This is a genomic window from Streptomyces sp. NRRL F-5122 (genome assembly GCF_001507435.1).
Lineage (GTDB): Bacteria > Actinomycetota > Actinomycetes > Streptomycetales > Streptomycetaceae > Streptomyces > Streptomyces lannensis.
Genome location: NZ_LMWH01000229.1, coordinates 1 through 17335, shown reverse-complemented (window position 1 = coordinate 17335; position 17335 = coordinate 1). Strand labels below are relative to the sequence as shown.

Genomic DNA, 17335 nt, shown 5'->3' with positions numbered 1-17335 from the left:
ACTCATCCGATGATCGACCACAAGGAGCCGCGATGCGTGTCGCCCTGTTCCTGACCTGCGTCAACGACACGCTCTATCCGAACACCGGGCGCGCCGTGGTGAAACTCCTGTCCAGGCTGGGCGTTGAGGTCGACTTCCCGATGGCGCAGACCTGCTGCGGGCAGGCGCACTACAACACGGGGTATCGCCATGAGGCAGAGCCTCTCGCGCTGAAGTTCTCCGATGTCTTCCGGGAGTACGACGCCATCGTGACGCCCTCGGGGTCGTGCGGGGCGATGGTGCGGGAGCTGTACCCGCGGATGGGTGAGCGAGCGCGTGCGGAGGGGCGCGGAGAAGCCGTCGCGACCGCTCTGGCACCCGTGGTCCCGAAGACCTACGAGCTCACGGAGTTCCTCGTGGACGTGGTGGGCGTGACGGACGTGGGCGCCTACTACCCCCGCCGGGTCACCTACCACCCGACCTGTCACGGCCTGCGGAGCCTGGGCCTCGGCGATCGTCCCGCACGGCTGCTGCGGGCCGTCGAGGGACTGGAACTGGTCGAGCTGCCGGGCGCCGAGGAGTGCTGCGGTTTCGGTGGCACCTTCGCCTTGAAGAACCCCGATGTCTCGGCGGCCATGGGCGTCGACAAGGTGCGCAACGCCGAGTCCACGGGCGCCGAGACGCTGTGCGCGGCCGACAACTCCTGCCTGATGCACATCGCTGGAACGATGGCCCGGCTGCATGTCGGGATGCGCCCTGTGCACATCGCGGAGATCCTGGCGAGCACGAAGGGGGACCCGCTGGTATGAGGACCGTCGTTCGGGTGAAGGGGCTCATCGCATGAGCGGGACATTCGTCGGGATGCCGTCGTTCCCCGAGGCCGCGCACGCGGCGGTCGGCAACAAGACGCTGCGCGGGAATCTGCGGCACGCCACTCACACCATCCGGGCCAAGCGCGCCAAGGCGGTCGCGGAGGTGTCCGACTGGGCGCAGCTGCGGGAGGCGGGCCGGCAGATCAAAGACCACACACTGCGTCATCTGGACCGCTACCTCGTCCAGTTGGAGGACGCGGTCACCGCCGCGGGCGGCACCGTCCACTGGGCGGCCGACGCGGACGAGGCCAACAGGATCGTCACCGGACTGGTCAAGGCGACCGGCGAGTCCGAGGTCGTCAAGGTCAAGTCCATGGCCACGCAGGAGATCGGCCTCAACGAAGCGCTGGAGGCGGAGGGCATCCGGGCGTACGAGACCGATCTCGCCGAGCTCATCGTGCAGTTGGGCAAGGACCGGCCCTCCCACATCCTGGTCCCCGCGATCCACCGCAACCGCGGCGAGATCCGCGACATCTTCCGCTCCGAGATGGGCGAATGGGGGCGCCCGGCCCCCGACGGGCTGACCGACACACCCGCCGAACTGGCCGAGGCGGCCCGGCTGCACCTTCGTGAGAAGTTCCTGCGCGCCAAGGTGGGCATCTCCGGTGCCAACTTCATGGTCGCCGAGACCGGCACGCTCGTGGTGGTCGAGTCGGAGGGCAACGGTCGGATGTGCCTCACCCTGCCCGAGACGCTGATCTCCGTCGTCGGCATCGAGAAGATCGTGCCGACCTGGCGGGACCTCGAGGTGTTCCTGCAGACACTCCCCCGCTCCTCGACCGCGGAGCGGATGAACCCGTACACCAGCATGTGGACCGGTACCACGGACGCCGGGACGGCCGACGGCCCCCGGGCCTTCCATCTCGTCCTGCTGGACAACGGCCGCACCGACACGCTGGCCGACCAGGTCGGACGCCAGGCGCTTCGCTGCATCCGCTGCTCGGCGTGTCTCAATGTCTGCCCGGTGTACGAGCGGGCGGGCGGCCATGCCTACGGGTCGGTCTACCCGGGCCCCATCGGCGCCATCCTCAGCCCGCAGCTGCGGGGGACCGAGAGCGAGATCGACGCCTCGCTGCCGTACGCGTCCTCGCTGTGCGGGGCCTGCTACGAGGTGTGCCCGGTCGCCATCGACATCCCCGAGGTGCTGGTGCATCTCCGGGAGCGGGTCGTGGAGGGCGGGACCGTGACACGGGCGGGCAACAAGGTCGTGCTGAAGCCGGCGAAGGGCCATGCCGCCGAGAGGGCGGCGATGCGGGCCGCACGCTGGGTCTTCGGCCACCCGGGCGCGCTGCGCTCGGGCCAGCGTCTCGCGTCGCGCTCGCGCCGCTTCCTGCCGCGGACCCTTCCGGGGCCCGGCAGGGCCTGGAGCGCGAGCCGGGATCTGCCCGCGGTGCCGGCCGAACCGTTCCGCGACTGGTGGCAGCGTACGCACGGAGGGCAGGAGGCAAGGTGAGCAGCAGGGATCTCGTCCTGGGCCGGGTACGGCGCGCGCTGGCGGACACGGGCAGGGACGACACGCCGTACGAGCAGGCGATGTCCCGTGCGTATCTGCGGCGGCACGGCGACCGCACCGTCGAGGAGACCGTGGACCTCCTCGCGGAGAACCTGGCGGACTATCGCGCGGTCGTACACCGCAGCGACGCGGAGCACCTCCCGGCGGTCCTCGCCCGGCTGCTGACCGCCCGCGGCGCGCACAGGGTGGCCGTGCCGCAGGGTCTGCCGGCCGGCTGGCTCTCGGACGTGGAGCAGGTCCCCGACCGCGCCGAGAGCACCCCGTACGAGTTGGACCGTGTCGACAGCGTGGTCACCGGTTGTGCGGTCGCCATCGCCGAGACCGGCACCATCGTGCTGGACGGCTCGCCCGACCAGGGCCGGCGCCGCATCACGCTCGTCCCCGACCACCACATCTGCGTCGTGCGCGTGCCCGGGCAGGTCGTGTCGTCCGTGCCCGAGGCGCTGGAGCGTCTCGACCCGGCGCGCCCGCTCACCTGGATCTCCGGGCCGTCCGCCACGAGCGACATCGAGCTGGACCGGGTCGAGGGGGTGCACGGTCCGCGCACCCTGGAAGTGGTGCTGGTGAGCGAGGAGTGACCGGCGCCGTTAGCGTGAGGGAATGATCCGGTTCGAGGAGGTCACCAAGCGGTATCCGGACGGCACCACGGCCGTGCGGGACCTGTCCTTCGCGATCGCCGAGGGCGAGCTCGTCACCCTCGTCGGACCGTCCGGTTGCGGCAAGACGACCACGATGATGATGGTCAACAGGCTCATCGAGCCGACCTCGGGGCGGATCTTCGTGGACGGCGAGGACATCGCGGCCGTCGACCCGGTGCGTCTGCGGCGGCGGATCGGCTATGTGATCCAGCAGGGGGGCCTCTTTCCGCACCGGACGGTTCTCGACAACACGGCGACCGTGCCCTCGCTGATCGGCTGGAAGAAGACCAGGGCCCGGGCGCGGGCCGCCGAGCTGCTCGACCTGGTGGGTCTGGATCCGTCGACGTACGGGCCGCGCTATCCCGACCAGTTGTCGGGCGGCCAGCGGCAGCGCGTCGGCGTGGCGAGGGCGCTGGCCGCGGACCCGCCGGTGCTGCTGATGGACGAGCCGTTCGGGGCGGTGGACCCGGTGGTGCGGGAGCAGTTGCAGGACGAGTTCCTGCGGATGCAGGCGGCCGTCCGCAAGACGGTGCTGCTGGTCACGCACGACATCGAGGAGGCGGTCCGGCTCGGCGACCGGATCGCGGTGTACGGGCAGGGGAGCATCGAGCAGTTCGACACGCCGGGGGCGGTACTGGGCGCGCCCGCCACGTCGTACGTCGCCGACTTCGTGGGCGCGGACCGGAGCCTGAAGCGGCTTTCCGTGACCCGGATCGAACCGAGCGACCTGGCACAGCCACCGGTCGCACGGCTCGACGAGCCCGCCGCACGGGCCGCGGACCGCCTGCGCGCGGAGGGCTCCCGCTGGGCCGTGGTGCTCGACGCCGTGGGCGATCTGCACGGGTGGGCCGGGGCCGGCGAACTCGGTGCGGGCGGCCTGGTCCGCGACCACGCCCGCCGGATGAATGCCTGGGTCCCGGTCGGGGCCTCGCTCAAGCAGGCCTTCGGGGAGATGCTGCAGCACGACGCCGGGTGGGTGGCGGTGCTGGACGGAGCCCGCTTCCTCGGTGTGCTGACCCCGGCCAAGCTCCATGAGGCGCTGCGCCGCTCGGTGGACGCGGATGCACGGGGCGTCCCGCGCGGGGAGGTTCCGTTCGAGTCGGTGGCGGACGCCTAAGAGTCATCCGGTAGTGGGATGCCGTCCGATCAGTTCCTGTTCGGGTGCGCCGTCTGTGGGCGGTGCGTTCCCTACTGGGATGGCTGTTCCGACGTGGGCCTTGTGCCGCATGAGCGCGGGTCGGGTCTCATTCGGGGTGGGCCGGTACCGGTCGGTGGTGTTTTGCCGAGCAGAGGCCCGCTGCCCCGGGACGGGGCGTTGGGCTGCCGCGGGGGTGCGGCCCCTGCGGGGGCGTGCACCGCGCTGCGGTTGACCCGACAGGGCTTCTTGCAGCCCTTCTGCGAACACGATCTGTGTCATGCGGGCCTGGACGATGTCCAGGCTCGCGGTTCGGGGGTCGTCAGGATTGGTGAGCCGGACGTGCGCGGCGAGGGCTGCGGAGACCATGTCCCGGTCGGCGATGAGGCCGCAATAGGTGCAGCGGTGGACTCGGTCGGCGAGTGTCTTCGTCACCGACTCGCCGCACAGGCACGTCTGCGACAGCTTGATGGTGAACGTCGACGCACGCAGCAAGCGGCCGCCGGACTTCTCGCACTCGCGGCTGATCGCTGTGATCAGCCGGCCGGGGGTGGTGGCTTGCAGAGCTTTGCCCCACAGGCGGTACCAGGTGCGGATGTCGCAGTCCTCGACGGTGAGGTTGGCACCGTGATCCGCGACAATGCGTCCGGCAATGCGGCGCGCGCGGTGGTCTTTGGCCGCGGCCGCGGTCGCGGCGGCTTCGGCGAGGCGGGCCCGGTTGCGTCGGTAGCCTGCCGATAGGTCATCGCGCCGGTAGGCCTGCTTGGGCACGCCAGCTTTGTTTGAGTCCCGGGCCCCACCGGGCACCTGGACGGTGCGTGCGGGCAGGCCTGCCGTGCGGCGGCGTTCGGACCTGGCCTGCTGCCGCTTCGACGGCCCGTACTGGTCGGGGTTAGTTGCCCGGCGGGACCGGTCAAGAGCGCGTTTGCGGCCCCGTTCCTTCCGCCGTGCCTTCTCGAGTACGACGAGCTCGTCGTCGGTGAATTCCAGCCGGGTCGCGACGACTGGCCCGTCGGTGGGGTCGAACGTGTCGGGGAGCGAGACGACGGACAGGTTGGAGACGTTGCCGTCGATCCCCCCGACCCGGGCCAGCTTGGCCGCGGCGTTACGGCGTGATCGGGTTGCCGGTGATGTGTACCCGGCGGTGAGCACCATCAGGTGGGCTTCGTATGCCCAGCCGCCTGGTGCGCAAGTGTCGCGGCGGCGGACGAGGTCGACCTTGTGCCACGTGTCGGGGTTGTTGAGGAAGTGCAGCAGTCGGGGCCAGCGGCCGGCGCCGGACGGCAGCCGGACAGGGAGTACGAGGTCGCCGCGTGTGGAGTCGGCGCCACCGGTGAACACCAGCGCGAGCGGGCCGGTGTGGTCCCACCACGTTGCGGCCCTGGTCTTCGGGGTGCCTTTCGCGGTGACTTCACCGGTCGGCACACGGCCCGACGGCTGGGCCGGTGCCGGTAGGCGCCGGGGCTGTTCGAGAACCCGCGTCCCCGGCGGCAGCGCGGCAGCCTGCTCCGGAGTCAGCACCGCAGGGCCGAGATCCCGGTGCCGGTAGGCGGCGAGATGGCCGGCAAGGGTGCCGTGGAGGCGGAAGGTCTCCCACTTCCGGGGCGTCGTGTGTGACCGGGCGCGGCCGGGTATCCGCGTGTAGTGCCACCACATCCCGGGCTTCGGCCGGCCGAACCTGCGGCTGGACGCGTCCGGGAAAAGATGCCGGCTGACGCCTTCCCAGACTTCGTCAGCCTGATGCATCACCAAAGCTTTGGTGACGTGATGGCCCAGGTGACGGGAGTGTTCCATGTGTCAGTAGCCGCGACGTTCCATCCCCTCGCGGGACAAGCCCAGGCCGGCGCGCCAGGCTTTCGCATCTCTCGCGCGGCGCGCATCCCCGGCCCAGTACGCGTCGACCGCGTCACGCTGCAAAGCTCGCTTGACGGACCACATCGCCGAGTACAGGTTCTCCACACGCGGCAGGTCCTCAAGGCGGTGGACGTCCAACGGCAGCCGAATGACCGCCAGCTCGGTGCCCTCGCCGCGCTTCCAGCGTTGGCCTTTGTTCTTCCCGCGGAACCGGCGCGCAGACACAGCGTCGGGGGCGGGTGCCGCATCAAGCAGACTCGCGCTCACGTGCTGTCCCACCTCCTTTGAACACGCCAACTGATGCAGACCCGCCCGACCATGCGGCGGATCGGCAATCACACGAAAACTAACTACCGCCACTGACAACGGGCCTGCGAGCGGACGGGTTGGCCGTTCACGGACCCTCTGTCCATGCATCTGCGCCTTGCCAACTACACCTCAGCTGACCTGCGATCCCGGACCGGGCTGACCGGCCCGCAGCTGCACCGGCTCGTCCAGCAGATGTGCAAATGGAAACCCGACACCGGCCGCGGCCGGCCCTGGACAATGCCGTTCACGGACCGGGTCCCGTTGCTCGTTCGCCCCCTACCGGACGAGCTTCACCATGCAGCAACTCGGCTCTCTGTTCGGCAATTCCGACTCGGCCGTGCATCGAGTCGTCGACCGGCTCGCCGGTCCGCTCGCCGAACTCCTGGGTCCTCCACCCGCCGACCGTCGCGAACTGTGGATTGTCAACGCAACTCTGATCCCCGTCCACGACCAGCAGAAGACGTCAAAGTCGAAAAACTAGCGGCGAAGTGTCAACGTGCAGGTCGTCTGCCGGGCCCCCGACCGTCGCGTGGTGGCCGTCGGTGACGCCGGCCAGGCAACCGGAACGACATCGTCGTCTTCCATGAAACGGTCGGAAAGACCCTGCCCGCACATCCGCGGCCGTCCGGTGACGGCGCCTACGGCGGAAGCGGTTGCATCCACACACCACTCCGCGGGGCCAGACGGACGGATCGTCAAAGACCGCAACTACCGAAGGTTCCGCAAACGGCGAGCTGTCGCCGAGCACACCATCGCCCGGCTCAATGACCACCGGATCCTCCGCCAATGCCGGCGTCGCAGCACTCCACAACCTCAAGCTGGACATTAGGTAACCCGCACGGCCGCCATCCACACCCCGACATGCCCTACATCCCATTACGGGATACCTCCTAAGGCTTGCAGATCATTAACACGTCATCTTGATCTTGTTGTGGGGCTCGCCGGTTTGGGTGAGGACCCGAGCTTGGAGGGCTGCGAGGACGAGGGGTGGCGTCGTCGCGGATGGGATGACGATGCCGTGTGCCTCGAGTAGTTTCCTGTTCTTCAGGAGGATGCGGTGCATCGCGGTGCGGCTGCTGCCGAACAGCACGGCGAGAGGTTCCGCGGCCAGGGCGACCCGCAGATGGAGCACGGTGGCCAGGACCTGTTCGGGGAAGGAAAGCCGGGGCGGACGGCCGCGTCGGGTATCGCCGTCGGGGGCCAAAGTCTCTGTGAGGGCGTCCAGTTGTTGCCGGGACATGCCGGTCAGGGCGGGATCGGAGAGCAGGGCCTGGTCCCACTGCAGGGCCGGCGCATGTGGAGCCTGGGCCACCGGGACGGCCGGGCGGGGCTGCGGGTGCAGGGCATAGTTCCAGTCGCCGTGGAAGACGTGCCGGGTCAGCGGCAGTCCCGCCATCTCCGCGTCACCGATACGGACTCCGGTGGGATAGGTGTTGGTGTCGAGTGCGGCGCTCACGCTCAGCCCGGTGCGGGTGGTGGTCGCTGCGATGGACTGGACGATGACTTCGTGGCTGGTCGGCGGGCGGCCGCGCCAGTTCATCGTGATGTGCGAGAAGAGCCGGTGCTCGATCTTGTTCCACTTCGATGTGCCGGGCGGTAGATGACACACGGTGATGGTCAGTCCCGTTTCGTCGGCGAGCTGGGCCAGTTCGAGTTTCCAGGCCCGGGTGCGGTATCCGTTGGAACCGCCTGCGTCGGCGGTGATCAGCAGCCGTGTCGCCTGCCGGTAGGCAGCCTGGCCCTGGCCGTGCCACCAGCGCCGGATCGACTCGACCGCGAACGCGGCCGTGTCGTGATCGGTGCCGACGTTGACCCAGCCGGTGTTTGCCGCCAGATCGTAGATCCCGTAGGGGACGGCCTTGCCCAGCTGCGGGTCGGCGAAGTCATGCACGTTCACCGGCACTGGCTCACCCGTCGGCCGCCACTGGCGGCCGTTGTTCTTGAACTCGCCGATGAGCTCCTTCTTCTTGGTGTCCACGCTGATGACCGGCTGGCCGGCGTCCCGGTGATCGCGGGCCTGCTCGTTGAGATAGCGGAACTGGGCATCCCGGTCCGGGTGCTGGCTGCCCTCGATTGTCTTGGCGTTGGCTTGCAGGCTGAACCCTTCCTCCCGCAGCAGGTCGGCGACGGTGTCGGCACTGACGCGATGCCCGGCCCGGGTCAGCTCCTGCGCAAGCGCGCGAGTGGACTTCACCGTCCACCGCAGCGGAGACGTCGGGTCACCCCGCACATCCGGCTCAACCAGCTCCAACAGTGCCGGCCGCAGCCCCGGATTCAGATCCGCGGCCCGCTTGCGGCCCCCGCCTGGGCGCAGCACACGCCCCAGAGGTCCCTCACCGGCCTCGAGTTCGAACACGCCCTTGCGGACCGTGGTCTCGCTGACCGCAGCGGCCTGTGCCACGGCCCGGACACCGCCGTGCCCAAGGCCCCGGGCCTCCGCAGCCATCAACAGCCGTCGCTGCCGCTCGTCCAGGTGTGGAAGCAACACCGCGAACTTCACGGCGAGTTGGTCACGAGTCTCATCCGGGATGCGCATACCACACCAACGAGCATCAGGACGGGAAGCAACAGCTTGATTCCCTGCAAGCTCCTACTCCTAGAGCGCGCGGCTGATGCAGGTGCGCCGTGTCATCGAAGATGCTCGGCTGAACGGCGTCGGCCCTCAGGGCGGCGAGCGAACCGCGAGGAGCGTCCTCGGTCCGGAGACGACAAAGGGCAAGGGGACCGCTGCCCCTTACCCTTCTCAACGTATAGCGCACCCGGGGCCTTGCGGCAAGGCCCTGGTCGTACTGCAGAATCTCCAGCCGCACACGGCTGCGGCTGTGCGCACCGCAGGGCTCCGGACAGCGGCCCGGCGGGAATGCACCGGATCGAATGGGGGATTTCTGTGATCGACGTGATCATCGCCGGCGGCGGACCGACGGGCTTGATGCTGGCCGGCGAGTTGCGGTTGCACGGCGTGCACGCGGTCGTACTGGAGAAGGATGCCGAGCCGACGAGGGTCGTCCGCTCGCTCGGACTGCACGCGCGCAGTATCGAGGTGATGGACCAGCGCGGTCTCCTGGACCGGTTCCTCGCGCTCGGCAAGCAGCATCCGGTCGGCGGCTTCTTCGCCGGTATCAGCAAGCCCTCACCGGAGCGGCTGGACACCGCGCACGGTTACGTCCTCGGCATCCCGCAAACCGTCACCGACCGCCTGCTGGCCGAGCACGCCGTGGAGCTCGGCGCCGAGATCCACCGTGGCTGCGCACTGGTGGGGCTGAGCCAGGACGAGGACGGGGTGACCGTCGAACTGGCCGACGGCACACGGCTGCGCTCGCGCTACGTCGTCGGCTGCGACGGCGGCCGCAGCACGGTACGGAAACTGCTCGGCGTCGGCTTCCCCGGCGAACCCAGCCGGGTCGAGACGCTGCTGGGCGAGGTCGAGCTGACCGCCCCGCCCGAGGAACTGGCCGCCGTGATGGCCGAAGTCCGCAAGACGCAGTTCCGGTTCGGGTTCATGCCCCTCGGGGACGGGGTGTTCCGGTTCGTCGTACCCGCCAAGGGCGTGGCCGAGGACCGCTCGGTACCCCCGACCCTCGAGGAGGTCAGAGAGCAGCTCCGGGTGGTCGCCAGCACCGACTTCGGCGTGCACTCACCGCGCTGGCTGTCGCGCTTCGGCGACGGCACCCGGCTGGCCGAGCGCTACCGGGAGGGCCGGGTGCTGCTCGCCGGCGATGCCGCGCACGTCCACCCGCCGACGGGCGGGCAGGGACTCAACCTCGGTATCCAGGACGCGTTCAACCTCGGCTGGAAACTGGCCGCCGAGGTCGACGGCTGGGCGCCGCAGGGACTGCTGGACACCTACGAGACCGAACGGCGCCCCGTGGCCGCCGACGTACTGGACAACACCCGCGCGCAGATGGAGCTGATGTCCCTCGAGCCGGGCGCCCGCGCGGTGCGCAAACTGGTGACCGAGCTGATGGCCTTCGAGGAGGTGAACCGGTATCTGACCGAGAAGATCATCGCGATCGGGATCCGCTACGACTTCGGCGAGGGCCATGAACTGCTCGGCCGGCGACTGCGGGACATGGGACTGAAGCAGGGTCGCCTCTACGAGCGGATGCGTGCCGGCCGCGCGCTGCTGCTCGACCAGACCGGCCGGCTCTCGGTGGCGGGCTGGGAGGACCGGGTCGACCATGTCGTCGACGCCGCCGAGGAACTACACGTACCCGCCGTGCTCCTGCGTCCGGACGGTCATGTGGTCTGGGCGGGCGACGATCCCGAGGAGCTGCTCGGCCGACTGCCGAAGTGGTTCGGTGCGCCCACCGCCGTGTGAGCCGATCGGAACGACCGTGGACGCGGGCTGTCGCCGCACTGTCGGAGGGAGTTCGCGTCCACGACGCGCTCAACCGCCTCCTGGACGTGCCGGGCCCGGCACCGGGACTCCCGTCGGCCCTCGGAGGCCGCCGGGCTCCGGAACGAGGCGCCGCCGCACGCCATGTGACGCATGACACATAGCAGCGTGCAATTTTTACCCTGGGCAATGATGGATCGGAGCGGCCGCTACGTACTCACTGGCATTACAGCCGCTCGCTCCTGGAGACAGCATGCCCATATCCCGCAACATGGCCGGAACCGTCTTCGTGGCCGGTGCGCTGGGCCTGACCCTCACTGCCCTCGCCTACCCCGCCATGCTCGGTGTCCAGACGACGTCCAGCTCCCCGGACCGCGTCATCGCCAACACCCGTTACGGCCCGCTCACCGAGGCGGACCGCGACTTCGTGGTCAAGGTGCGTGCCGCGGGACTGTGGGAGTACCCCCTGGGCGAGATCGCGCTGAAGAAGGGCGCGTCTCCGGAGATGAAGGAGGCGGGCAAGCACCTGATCGTCGGGCACGCCGGACTCGACGCGATGTGCCGCAAGATCGCCCCCGAGCTGGGCATCACCCTCCCGAACCAGGCGAGCCCGCAACAGCAGCAGTTCGTGGCGACCTCGGCGGCGGAGAACGGCAAGCAGTTCGACATCACCGCCGCCAACATCATGCGGGTGACCCACGGTCAGATCTTCCCGGTCATCGCCAAGATCCGCGGGACCACGAAGAACACCCTGGTACGTCAGCTCGCCGACCTGGCCAACGACACCGTGCTCGACCACATCACCATGATGGAGAAGACCGGTGTGATCAACTTCGATCAGGTCCTCTTCCAGGAGACCACCCCGCCCAAGCTCCCCAAGGACCAGATGACGCCGCCCCCGCCCCAGGCGGGCGAACCGATGGTCGTCCTCACGCCCCGCCCCGACCTGAACGTGAACACCGCCGCCCCCACTCCCGCTCCCAGCCCGACGGTCGGCTGAACGAGGAGCCCTGCGCCGCCCGCCCGAGCGGGGTCAGGCGTCGTGCGCGGGCGACGGGTCCGCCCAGCCGAGCGGATGCGGCTCGGGGTCGGCCGCGCCGGGAGCCGGCGGCTCTCCCCCGGCCTCGTTGAAGACGGTCAAGGCCTCGATGAGCGCCGCCCGTTGCCCCGGCGCGAGCTGCGCGACGATCGCAGCGATCTCGGCACGGCGCCTGGCGGTGACGTCCTCGACGGCCTTCCTCCCCTCGTCGGTGAGCCGCAGCAGCGTCTCGCGGCGGTTGTCGGGGTTGGTCTGCCGGTCGGCCAGACCGGCGGCGATGAGGCGGTCGACCATACGCATCGCCGTCGAGGGTGCCACCTGGAGCAGGTCGGCGAGCGCGACCAGCTTGGTGGCACCCCGCGTGGCCAGCACGACCAGCATGCGGAACTGCGGGAGTGTGACCCGCTCCTCGACCTCGGCCAGGGAGCGGGCCGAGACCGAGACCAGGAGGCGGGACGCGGTCAGGACCGCACGGGTGACCGCGTCGACATCGTCCACGGCCCCCGTTCGGGTCTCGCTCTGCGGCATGGCTCCTTTCTACCGCGCCGCGCGCACCGCCCCCTCGCCCGATGGGAACAGATTTTCCTTCCGCATGACCTGCTCACGACCCGCCGGGCGGCACCGGCGCGTCACTTCAGCAGGCCCTTGTCCTGCAGATAATCGCGCGCCACGTCCTCGGGCAGCCGCCGCCAGCTGTCCACCTGCCGGTTCATCGACGCCAGGTCCTGCGTGGTGAGTACGGGGGCCAGGGCGCCGAGCGCCTCGGAGACACGTGCCGTGCCCGCGCGGGCGCGGTTGACGACCGGGACGACGTAGTCCGCGTTCTGCAGATGTCGGTCGTCGGCGAGCAGCACGAGTCCGAACTCGTCGAGGGTCGCGGCCGTCGTGGTGGTCAGCACCATCTGGTCCCGCCCGCTCTGCACGGCCCGCTTGGCCTGGACCGTCCCCACGCCCTTGGGGTCCACGGCCGTGATGTTGATGCCGTACGTCTTCTTCAGGCCCGGTGCGCAGTATGGTCTGCGGACGCACTCGTCGCCCGCCGCGAGCCGCACCTTCAGTCCGGATCTGCCGAGGTCGCCGAGCGTTCTCAGCTGGTGCCGGCGGGCGAATGCGCGTGTCACCGCGAAGGCGTTCTGGGCGACCGCACGGCCGGGGTCGAGCGCGGAGAGTCCGCGCGGAGCGGCCAGTTCCCGCAGGGACCGCATGGTGGCGGCGAGGTCCGGCGAACCGACGGGCGGGGCGTCCGCCCCATGGGTCCTGGTGTTGAGCCAGTCCGCGAAAGTGGCCGCGTACTCCGGTACGACGTCGATCTGCCCCGACTCCAGCGCGGGCTCGTACAGTTCGCGGTTGGCGACGGTGAGGATGGACGTGCGGTAACCGGCGTGGTTCAGCAGAGTCGCGTACATGTGGGCGAGCAGGTCGCTCTCGGTGAATCCCGCCGAGCCGACGGTCAGATGCCGGCTGTCCCCGGGCGGCGCGGTGACCCGGCCCCGTGTCTCCAATGAGGGTCCCGTCGTGCAACCCGCGATCAGCAGCATTCCCACGGCCGCGGCCCACCACCTCACGGTGCGCCCCTGGTCCGGCGCAGTGCCAGCCGCTCGACGGTCTCGAAGATCCCTTCGACGATCAGCGCGAAGCCGGCCACGAGCAGGGCACCGGCGACCACCTGCGGCGTACTGGCCAGATTGAACCCCGCGGTGATGATGCGTCCGAGCCCGCCGCCGCCCGCCAGGGCGGCGATCGTGGCGGTCGCGACGAGCTGCACGGCGGCGATCCGCACCCCGTTGAGGACCAACGGCAGCGACAGGGGCAGTTCGACGCGGAACAGCGTCTGGCGGCCCGTCATCCCCATTCCCCGTGCGGCCCGCACCACATCCCGGTCGACCTCGCGCATGCCCACGTACGCGTTGGTGAGCAGCGGCGGCACGGCGAACAGGACGAGGGCGACGACGGTCGGCCCCTCGCCCCAGGCCCCGACCGGGGTGAGCAGCAGGAGCACCAGCACGGCGAACGTGGGCACCGCGCGGCCGACGTTGGAGATGTTGACCGCGAGCACGCCGCCCTTGCCGAGATGCCCCAGGACGAACGCGACCGGAAGCGCGATCAGGCAGCTGACGACCAGGCACACGACGGTCAGGACGAGGTGTTGCGCCAACCGGTGCCAGATGCCGTCGTCGCCCGCCCAGTGCGCGGAGTCGGCGAGCCAGTTCCAGGTGTCGTCGAGGGTCTTCATCCCCGTCTCGTCCTGGTCCAGGGGGTGATCAGGCGCTGCACCGCGAGCAGCAGCAGATCGGCAGCCACCGCGATCACCACGCACAGCACGGACGCGGTCAGCACCTGCGCCTTGAAATACGTGTTCATTCCCGCGTAGATCAGGTTCCCGAGCCCGCCGAATCCGACGATCGCTCCGACCGTGACCAGCGAGACGGCCGAGACGGTGGCGATGCGCAACCCGGCCATGGCAGCGGGCAGAGCCAGCGGCAGTTCGACGGTGAGCAGCAGCCGCAGCGGACCGTATCCCATGCCGCGGGCGGCCTGTCGGGTCTCCTCGGGTACGGCACGCAGCCCCGCGAGGATGTTCCGCACCAGCAGGGTGAGCGAGTACAGGACGAGACCGGCGACCACCAGCGCCGCCGAGAGCCCGTAGAACGGAAGGAGCAGCGAGAACATCGCCAGCGACGGGATCGTGTAGAGGACCGTGGTGACGGCGAGGACGGGGGCGGCGGCCCACCCCCAGCGGCGCGCCAGCACGGCCAGGGGCACGGCGACGACCAGGGCGATGAGCACGGATGCGCCGGTCAGCTCCACATGCTGCAGCACCGCGTCGAACAGGATGTGCCGGCGACTGCGCACATACTCGCCGCAGATCCACTCGTTGCGCGCGAGGCAGTCGTCCGGAGGCGCGGTCACCCGTCCATTGCACCGGCGGAGCGAGCGGTCACGCTCGTTGTGCTGAGCCGTCCGGGGCCCCCACAGCCACCTGCCGTACGGGTCTAGGCCCGCCCGTCGAGCACCCTCGCCACCACCTTCAGGTCGGAGACCAGTCCGGCGTATGCGGATTCCCGGTCGTCGGCCCGCAGGACCGCCGAGGGGTGCACGGTCGCGACGACGCACCGCTGGTCGTCGGAGCCGGGCATCGGCATCACGCTCCCCCGGTCCCTGGTCACCCGGAAGGAGCTGCCCATCAGCGCCTTGCCCGCGGTCGCGCCCAGCGCCACCACGACCTCGGGTCGCACGAGGTCCAGCTCGGCGTGCATCCACGGCCGGCAGGCGGACACCTCCCGCAGGGTGGGTGCCTTGTGGATACGCCGCTTGCCGCGTTCGGTGACGGTGAACTTGAAGTGCTTGACCGCGTTGGTGACATAGGCGGCACCCCGGTCGATGCCCGCCTCCTCCAGCGCCCGGTCCAGCAGACGCCCGGCCGGGCCGACGAAGGGTTCACCCTTCCGGTCCTCCTGATCGCCCGGCTGCTCTCCCACCAATACGATCCGCGCCGAGGCGTCACCCTTGCCGAACACCGTCCTCGTGGCGTTCTCGTACAGGGGGCATCCCCGACAGCCTTCAGCGGCGCGCCGGTACGCCTCCAGCCCGCCGCCACGCGGCAGGAACGGGGTGGCGTCGTACGCGCCGGCCCCGTCGTCGGCACGGCTCACGACAGCATCACCTCCGTGGCCGCCGTGCCGTCCCAGTACCCTTCCCCGGCTCGCACACACCTGGTCGAGTGGCGACGATGGGGGTAAGCCAGACAGCACCGAAGCCTCGCCACCCGGAGGGGACGATGACCACGACACCCCGTCCGGGGAACGAGGAGCCGGACACCACCGCTTCCGATTCGGAGCGGATCTTCCAGCTGGAGGAGGAGGTCGACCAGCTCAAGGAAGCCGTGGCCTCGCACGCGGTCGTGGACCAGGCGATCGGCATGCTCGTCGCCCTGGGTCATGTCAGCCCCGACCAGGGGTGGGAAGTGCTCAGGGAGGTCTCCCAGCACGCGAACATCAAGCTGCGCAACGTCGCGGAGCTGATACTCGTCTGGGGCCGCGACGGAGAGCTGCCTGAACATCTGCGCGTTCTCCTCGAGGAGACACTCGACCGGTACGGCCCGACGCAGCTTCCGGAGGACCCGCCGGGCCACTGAGGCCGACCGCCCCGACGGGGGTCCCCGACGGCGGCAGCTCAGGGATTTCTCACCGTCCGGCGCAGGAGTGTTTCGAATACCTCCTCGCGGATAGTCCGGAAAGGGTCGGCGCACTGGCCAACCGTTCCCGGGAGGGTTCGGCAGTGAGCCCACCGCAAACGGCCGTCCGGTCGATGAGCGGCCGGGCGGCCGGATGCAGGCCGGACCCGGTGAGGTGGCGGAGCGGGCGGGTTTCGGCATCAGAATCTGTCGGCAAGCGCTTCTTCACGCACCCGCGCGCAGCACCCGCTGAGCAGACGCGAGACATGCATCTGGGAAATGCCGAGCTGGCTCGCTATCCGGCTCTGGGTCATGCCACGGAAGTAGCGGAGATAGAGGATCGTGCGCTCTCGTTCCGGCAGGGACTGCAGGCACGGTTTCACGGCCTCGCGGTCGACGATGAGGTCGTATCCGGAATCGGACTCGCCCAGGGCGTCGCCCAGCGCGTAGCCGTCGTCACTCCCCGCCACCTCCGCATCCAGGGACAGGGCGGTGAAGCTGTCCATCGCCTCCAGACCCACCCGGACGTCCTCCTCACTGAGGTGGGCGTGCTCGGCGATCTCGGCGACGGTCGGGCCGTGACCGGGCGTCTCCTGCGAGATCTCCTTGACCGCGACACGTACCCGATTGCGCAGGTCCTGGACGCGCCGAGGCACGTGCAGCACCCACATGTGATCGCGGAAGTGCCGCTTGATCTCCCCGGTGATCGTGGGGATGGCATAGCTCTCGAATGCGTACCCGCGACCGGGGTCGTAACGGTCGACCGCTTTGACCAGGCCCAGCGCGGCGACCTGGCACAGGTCCTCGATGGACTCGCCCCGGCCTCGGTAGCGGCGTGCGATGCGCTCGGCCATGGGGAGCCACGACTGGACGATCCCGTCACGCAGTGTGTGCCGTTCGGGGCCGTCGGGCAGAGCCCGCAGGCGGGCGAAGGCCTCGGCCGTATCGGGAGCGTCGTCGTGCGGATGCTGCTTTGTCTTGACCGTGATGCGCATGGTGCTTTTCAACTCCCTCAAGGGGCTGACTGGACAGTCACCGTGGGAGGGCGCGCACACGCGAACAGGACGGACACCCGGGATCCGGTGGGGCCGGCTCCCACGAACGTGCCTCCTGTCCGAAGCACTTGATAAGGCCATTCCCGAATTCCATTCCGGCAAACAATTCCACCACCGGATGACTCTCGGCATTCATTCGATTCCGGCACGTGACACCGGGGAGAGGATTCACGAAAAACGGTCTGGGAATTCCTCTGGGAATGGCGGATTCACGGTTCTGAGAGCGGCTACGCCCCGCCTTCGATGTATGGAACGACGGGTCGCAACCAGACGGTGGCGAGGGGAGGCAGGGTGAGGCGCACACCGTGTCCGCGACCGGGTTCGGAAGGAATCGGGTCGGGGTTGTGGATGTCGCTGCCGCCGTACTTGGCCAGGTCGGTGTTGAGCAGTTCGTGCCAGGCGGGGATGTCGTCGGGGACGCCCAGGCGGTA

18 protein-coding genes are annotated in these 17335 nt (G+C 69.6%); 8 read left to right on the top strand and 10 right to left on the bottom strand.

The window, feature by feature from the left end:
- Positions 1 to 32: 32 nt before the first annotated feature.
- From ADL25_RS22955 to ADL25_RS22940, 4 genes are read left to right on the top strand one after another with little or no spacing between them, the layout of a single operon-like run.
- Positions 33 to 788 carry a (Fe-S)-binding protein gene (locus ADL25_RS22955; RefSeq protein WP_059129684.1) on the top strand — a complete coding sequence of 252 codons (756 nt, stop codon included), beginning with the start codon at positions 33 to 35 and terminating at the stop codon, positions 786 to 788.
- Positions 789 to 819: 31 nt separating this feature from the next.
- Positions 820 to 2304 carry a LutB/LldF family L-lactate oxidation iron-sulfur protein gene (locus ADL25_RS22950; RefSeq protein WP_059129683.1) on the top strand — a complete coding sequence of 495 codons (1485 nt, stop codon included), beginning with the start codon at positions 820 to 822 and terminating at the stop codon, positions 2302 to 2304.
- Positions 2301 to 2942, top strand: a complete 642-nt coding sequence (locus ADL25_RS22945) for a LutC/YkgG family protein (protein WP_059129682.1) — start codon at positions 2301 to 2303, stop codon at positions 2940 to 2942. The genes ADL25_RS22950 and ADL25_RS22945 overlap by 4 nt, the downstream gene beginning before the upstream one ends.
- Positions 2943 to 2964: 22 nt before the next feature.
- Positions 2965 to 4119: an ABC transporter ATP-binding protein gene (locus ADL25_RS22940; protein ID WP_059129681.1), complete on the top strand. Its 1155-nt coding sequence runs from the start codon at positions 2965 to 2967 to the stop codon at positions 4117 to 4119.
- 3 nt (positions 4120 to 4122) lie between these two features.
- Here the strand turns inward: ADL25_RS22940 and ADL25_RS22935 are convergent, their stop codons facing one another.
- Both ADL25_RS22935 and ADL25_RS49830 read right to left on the bottom strand, forming a co-directional pair.
- Complete coding sequence (locus ADL25_RS22935; protein ID WP_199839199.1) at positions 4123 to 5883, bottom strand: zinc ribbon domain-containing protein; 1761 nt, start codon at positions 5881 to 5883, stop codon at positions 4123 to 4125.
- Between the two features lie 51 nt (positions 5884 to 5934).
- Positions 5935 to 6258 carry a hypothetical protein gene (locus ADL25_RS49830; RefSeq protein ID WP_063805707.1) on the bottom strand — a complete coding sequence of 108 codons (324 nt, stop codon included), beginning with the start codon at positions 6256 to 6258 and terminating at the stop codon, positions 5935 to 5937.
- Between the two features lie 337 nt (positions 6259 to 6595).
- Here ADL25_RS49830 and ADL25_RS49075 point away from each other — a divergent pair, with 337 nt between their 5' ends.
- Positions 6596 to 6781: a DDE transposase family protein gene (locus tag ADL25_RS49075; protein WP_059129680.1), complete on the top strand. Its 186-nt coding sequence runs from the start codon at positions 6596 to 6598 to the stop codon at positions 6779 to 6781.
- 426 nt (positions 6782 to 7207) lie between these two features.
- On the opposite strand, the gene ADL25_RS22925 is transcribed toward ADL25_RS49075, so the two are convergent.
- Positions 7208 to 8836 carry an ISAzo13 family transposase gene (locus tag ADL25_RS22925; RefSeq protein WP_059129679.1) on the bottom strand — a complete coding sequence of 543 codons (1629 nt, stop codon included), beginning with the start codon at positions 8834 to 8836 and terminating at the stop codon, positions 7208 to 7210.
- A 351-nt stretch (positions 8837 to 9187) separates the two neighbouring features.
- Here ADL25_RS22925 and rox point away from each other — a divergent pair, with 351 nt between their 5' ends.
- On the top strand, positions 9188 to 10618 hold the full coding sequence (gene rox / locus ADL25_RS22920) for a rifampin monooxygenase (protein ID WP_059129678.1): 1431 nt from the start codon (positions 9188 to 9190) through the stop codon (positions 10616 to 10618).
- 271 nt (positions 10619 to 10889) lie between these two features.
- The gene (locus tag ADL25_RS22915) at positions 10890 to 11636 is read left to right on the top strand and encodes a DUF4142 domain-containing protein (RefSeq protein WP_181922960.1); all 747 of its coding nucleotides are present in this window, start codon (positions 10890 to 10892) and stop codon (positions 11634 to 11636) included.
- A gap of 33 nt (positions 11637 to 11669) precedes the next feature.
- Here ADL25_RS22915 and ADL25_RS22910 read toward each other — a convergent pair whose 3' ends face one another.
- From ADL25_RS22910 to ADL25_RS22890, 5 genes are all read right to left on the bottom strand, one after another.
- Complete coding sequence (locus tag ADL25_RS22910) at positions 11670 to 12203, bottom strand: MarR family winged helix-turn-helix transcriptional regulator (protein ID WP_059129677.1); 534 nt, start codon at positions 12201 to 12203, stop codon at positions 11670 to 11672.
- 101 nt (positions 12204 to 12304) lie between these two features.
- The gene (locus ADL25_RS22905) at positions 12305 to 13213 is read right to left on the bottom strand and encodes an ABC transporter substrate-binding protein (protein WP_059129676.1); all 909 of its coding nucleotides are present in this window, start codon (positions 13211 to 13213) and stop codon (positions 12305 to 12307) included.
- A gap of 23 nt (positions 13214 to 13236) precedes the next feature.
- Positions 13237 to 13908: an ABC transporter permease gene (locus ADL25_RS22900; RefSeq protein ID WP_059129675.1), complete on the bottom strand. Its 672-nt coding sequence runs from the start codon at positions 13906 to 13908 to the stop codon at positions 13237 to 13239.
- Positions 13905 to 14585, bottom strand: coding sequence for an ABC transporter permease (locus ADL25_RS22895; protein WP_059129674.1), 681 nt, complete (start codon positions 14583 to 14585; stop codon positions 13905 to 13907). Before ADL25_RS22895 ends, ADL25_RS22900 begins: the two co-directional genes overlap by 4 nt.
- A gap of 83 nt (positions 14586 to 14668) precedes the next feature.
- Complete coding sequence (locus ADL25_RS22890) at positions 14669 to 15328, bottom strand: UdgX family uracil-DNA binding protein (RefSeq protein WP_059129673.1); 660 nt, start codon at positions 15326 to 15328, stop codon at positions 14669 to 14671.
- 125 nt (positions 15329 to 15453) lie between these two features.
- Here ADL25_RS22890 and ADL25_RS22885 point away from each other — a divergent pair, with 125 nt between their 5' ends.
- Positions 15454 to 15810, top strand: a complete 357-nt coding sequence (locus ADL25_RS22885) for an ANTAR domain-containing protein (protein ID WP_059129672.1) — start codon at positions 15454 to 15456, stop codon at positions 15808 to 15810.
- A 239-nt stretch (positions 15811 to 16049) separates the two neighbouring features.
- On the opposite strand, the gene ADL25_RS22880 is transcribed toward ADL25_RS22885, so the two are convergent.
- Complete coding sequence (locus ADL25_RS22880) at positions 16050 to 16844, bottom strand: SigB/SigF/SigG family RNA polymerase sigma factor (protein WP_059129671.1); 795 nt, start codon at positions 16842 to 16844, stop codon at positions 16050 to 16052.
- 287 nt (positions 16845 to 17131) lie between these two features.
- Positions 17132 to 17335: alpha amylase C-terminal domain-containing protein (locus tag ADL25_RS22875; RefSeq protein ID WP_159044977.1), on the bottom strand; the 204-nt coding region annotated here is incomplete at its 5' end.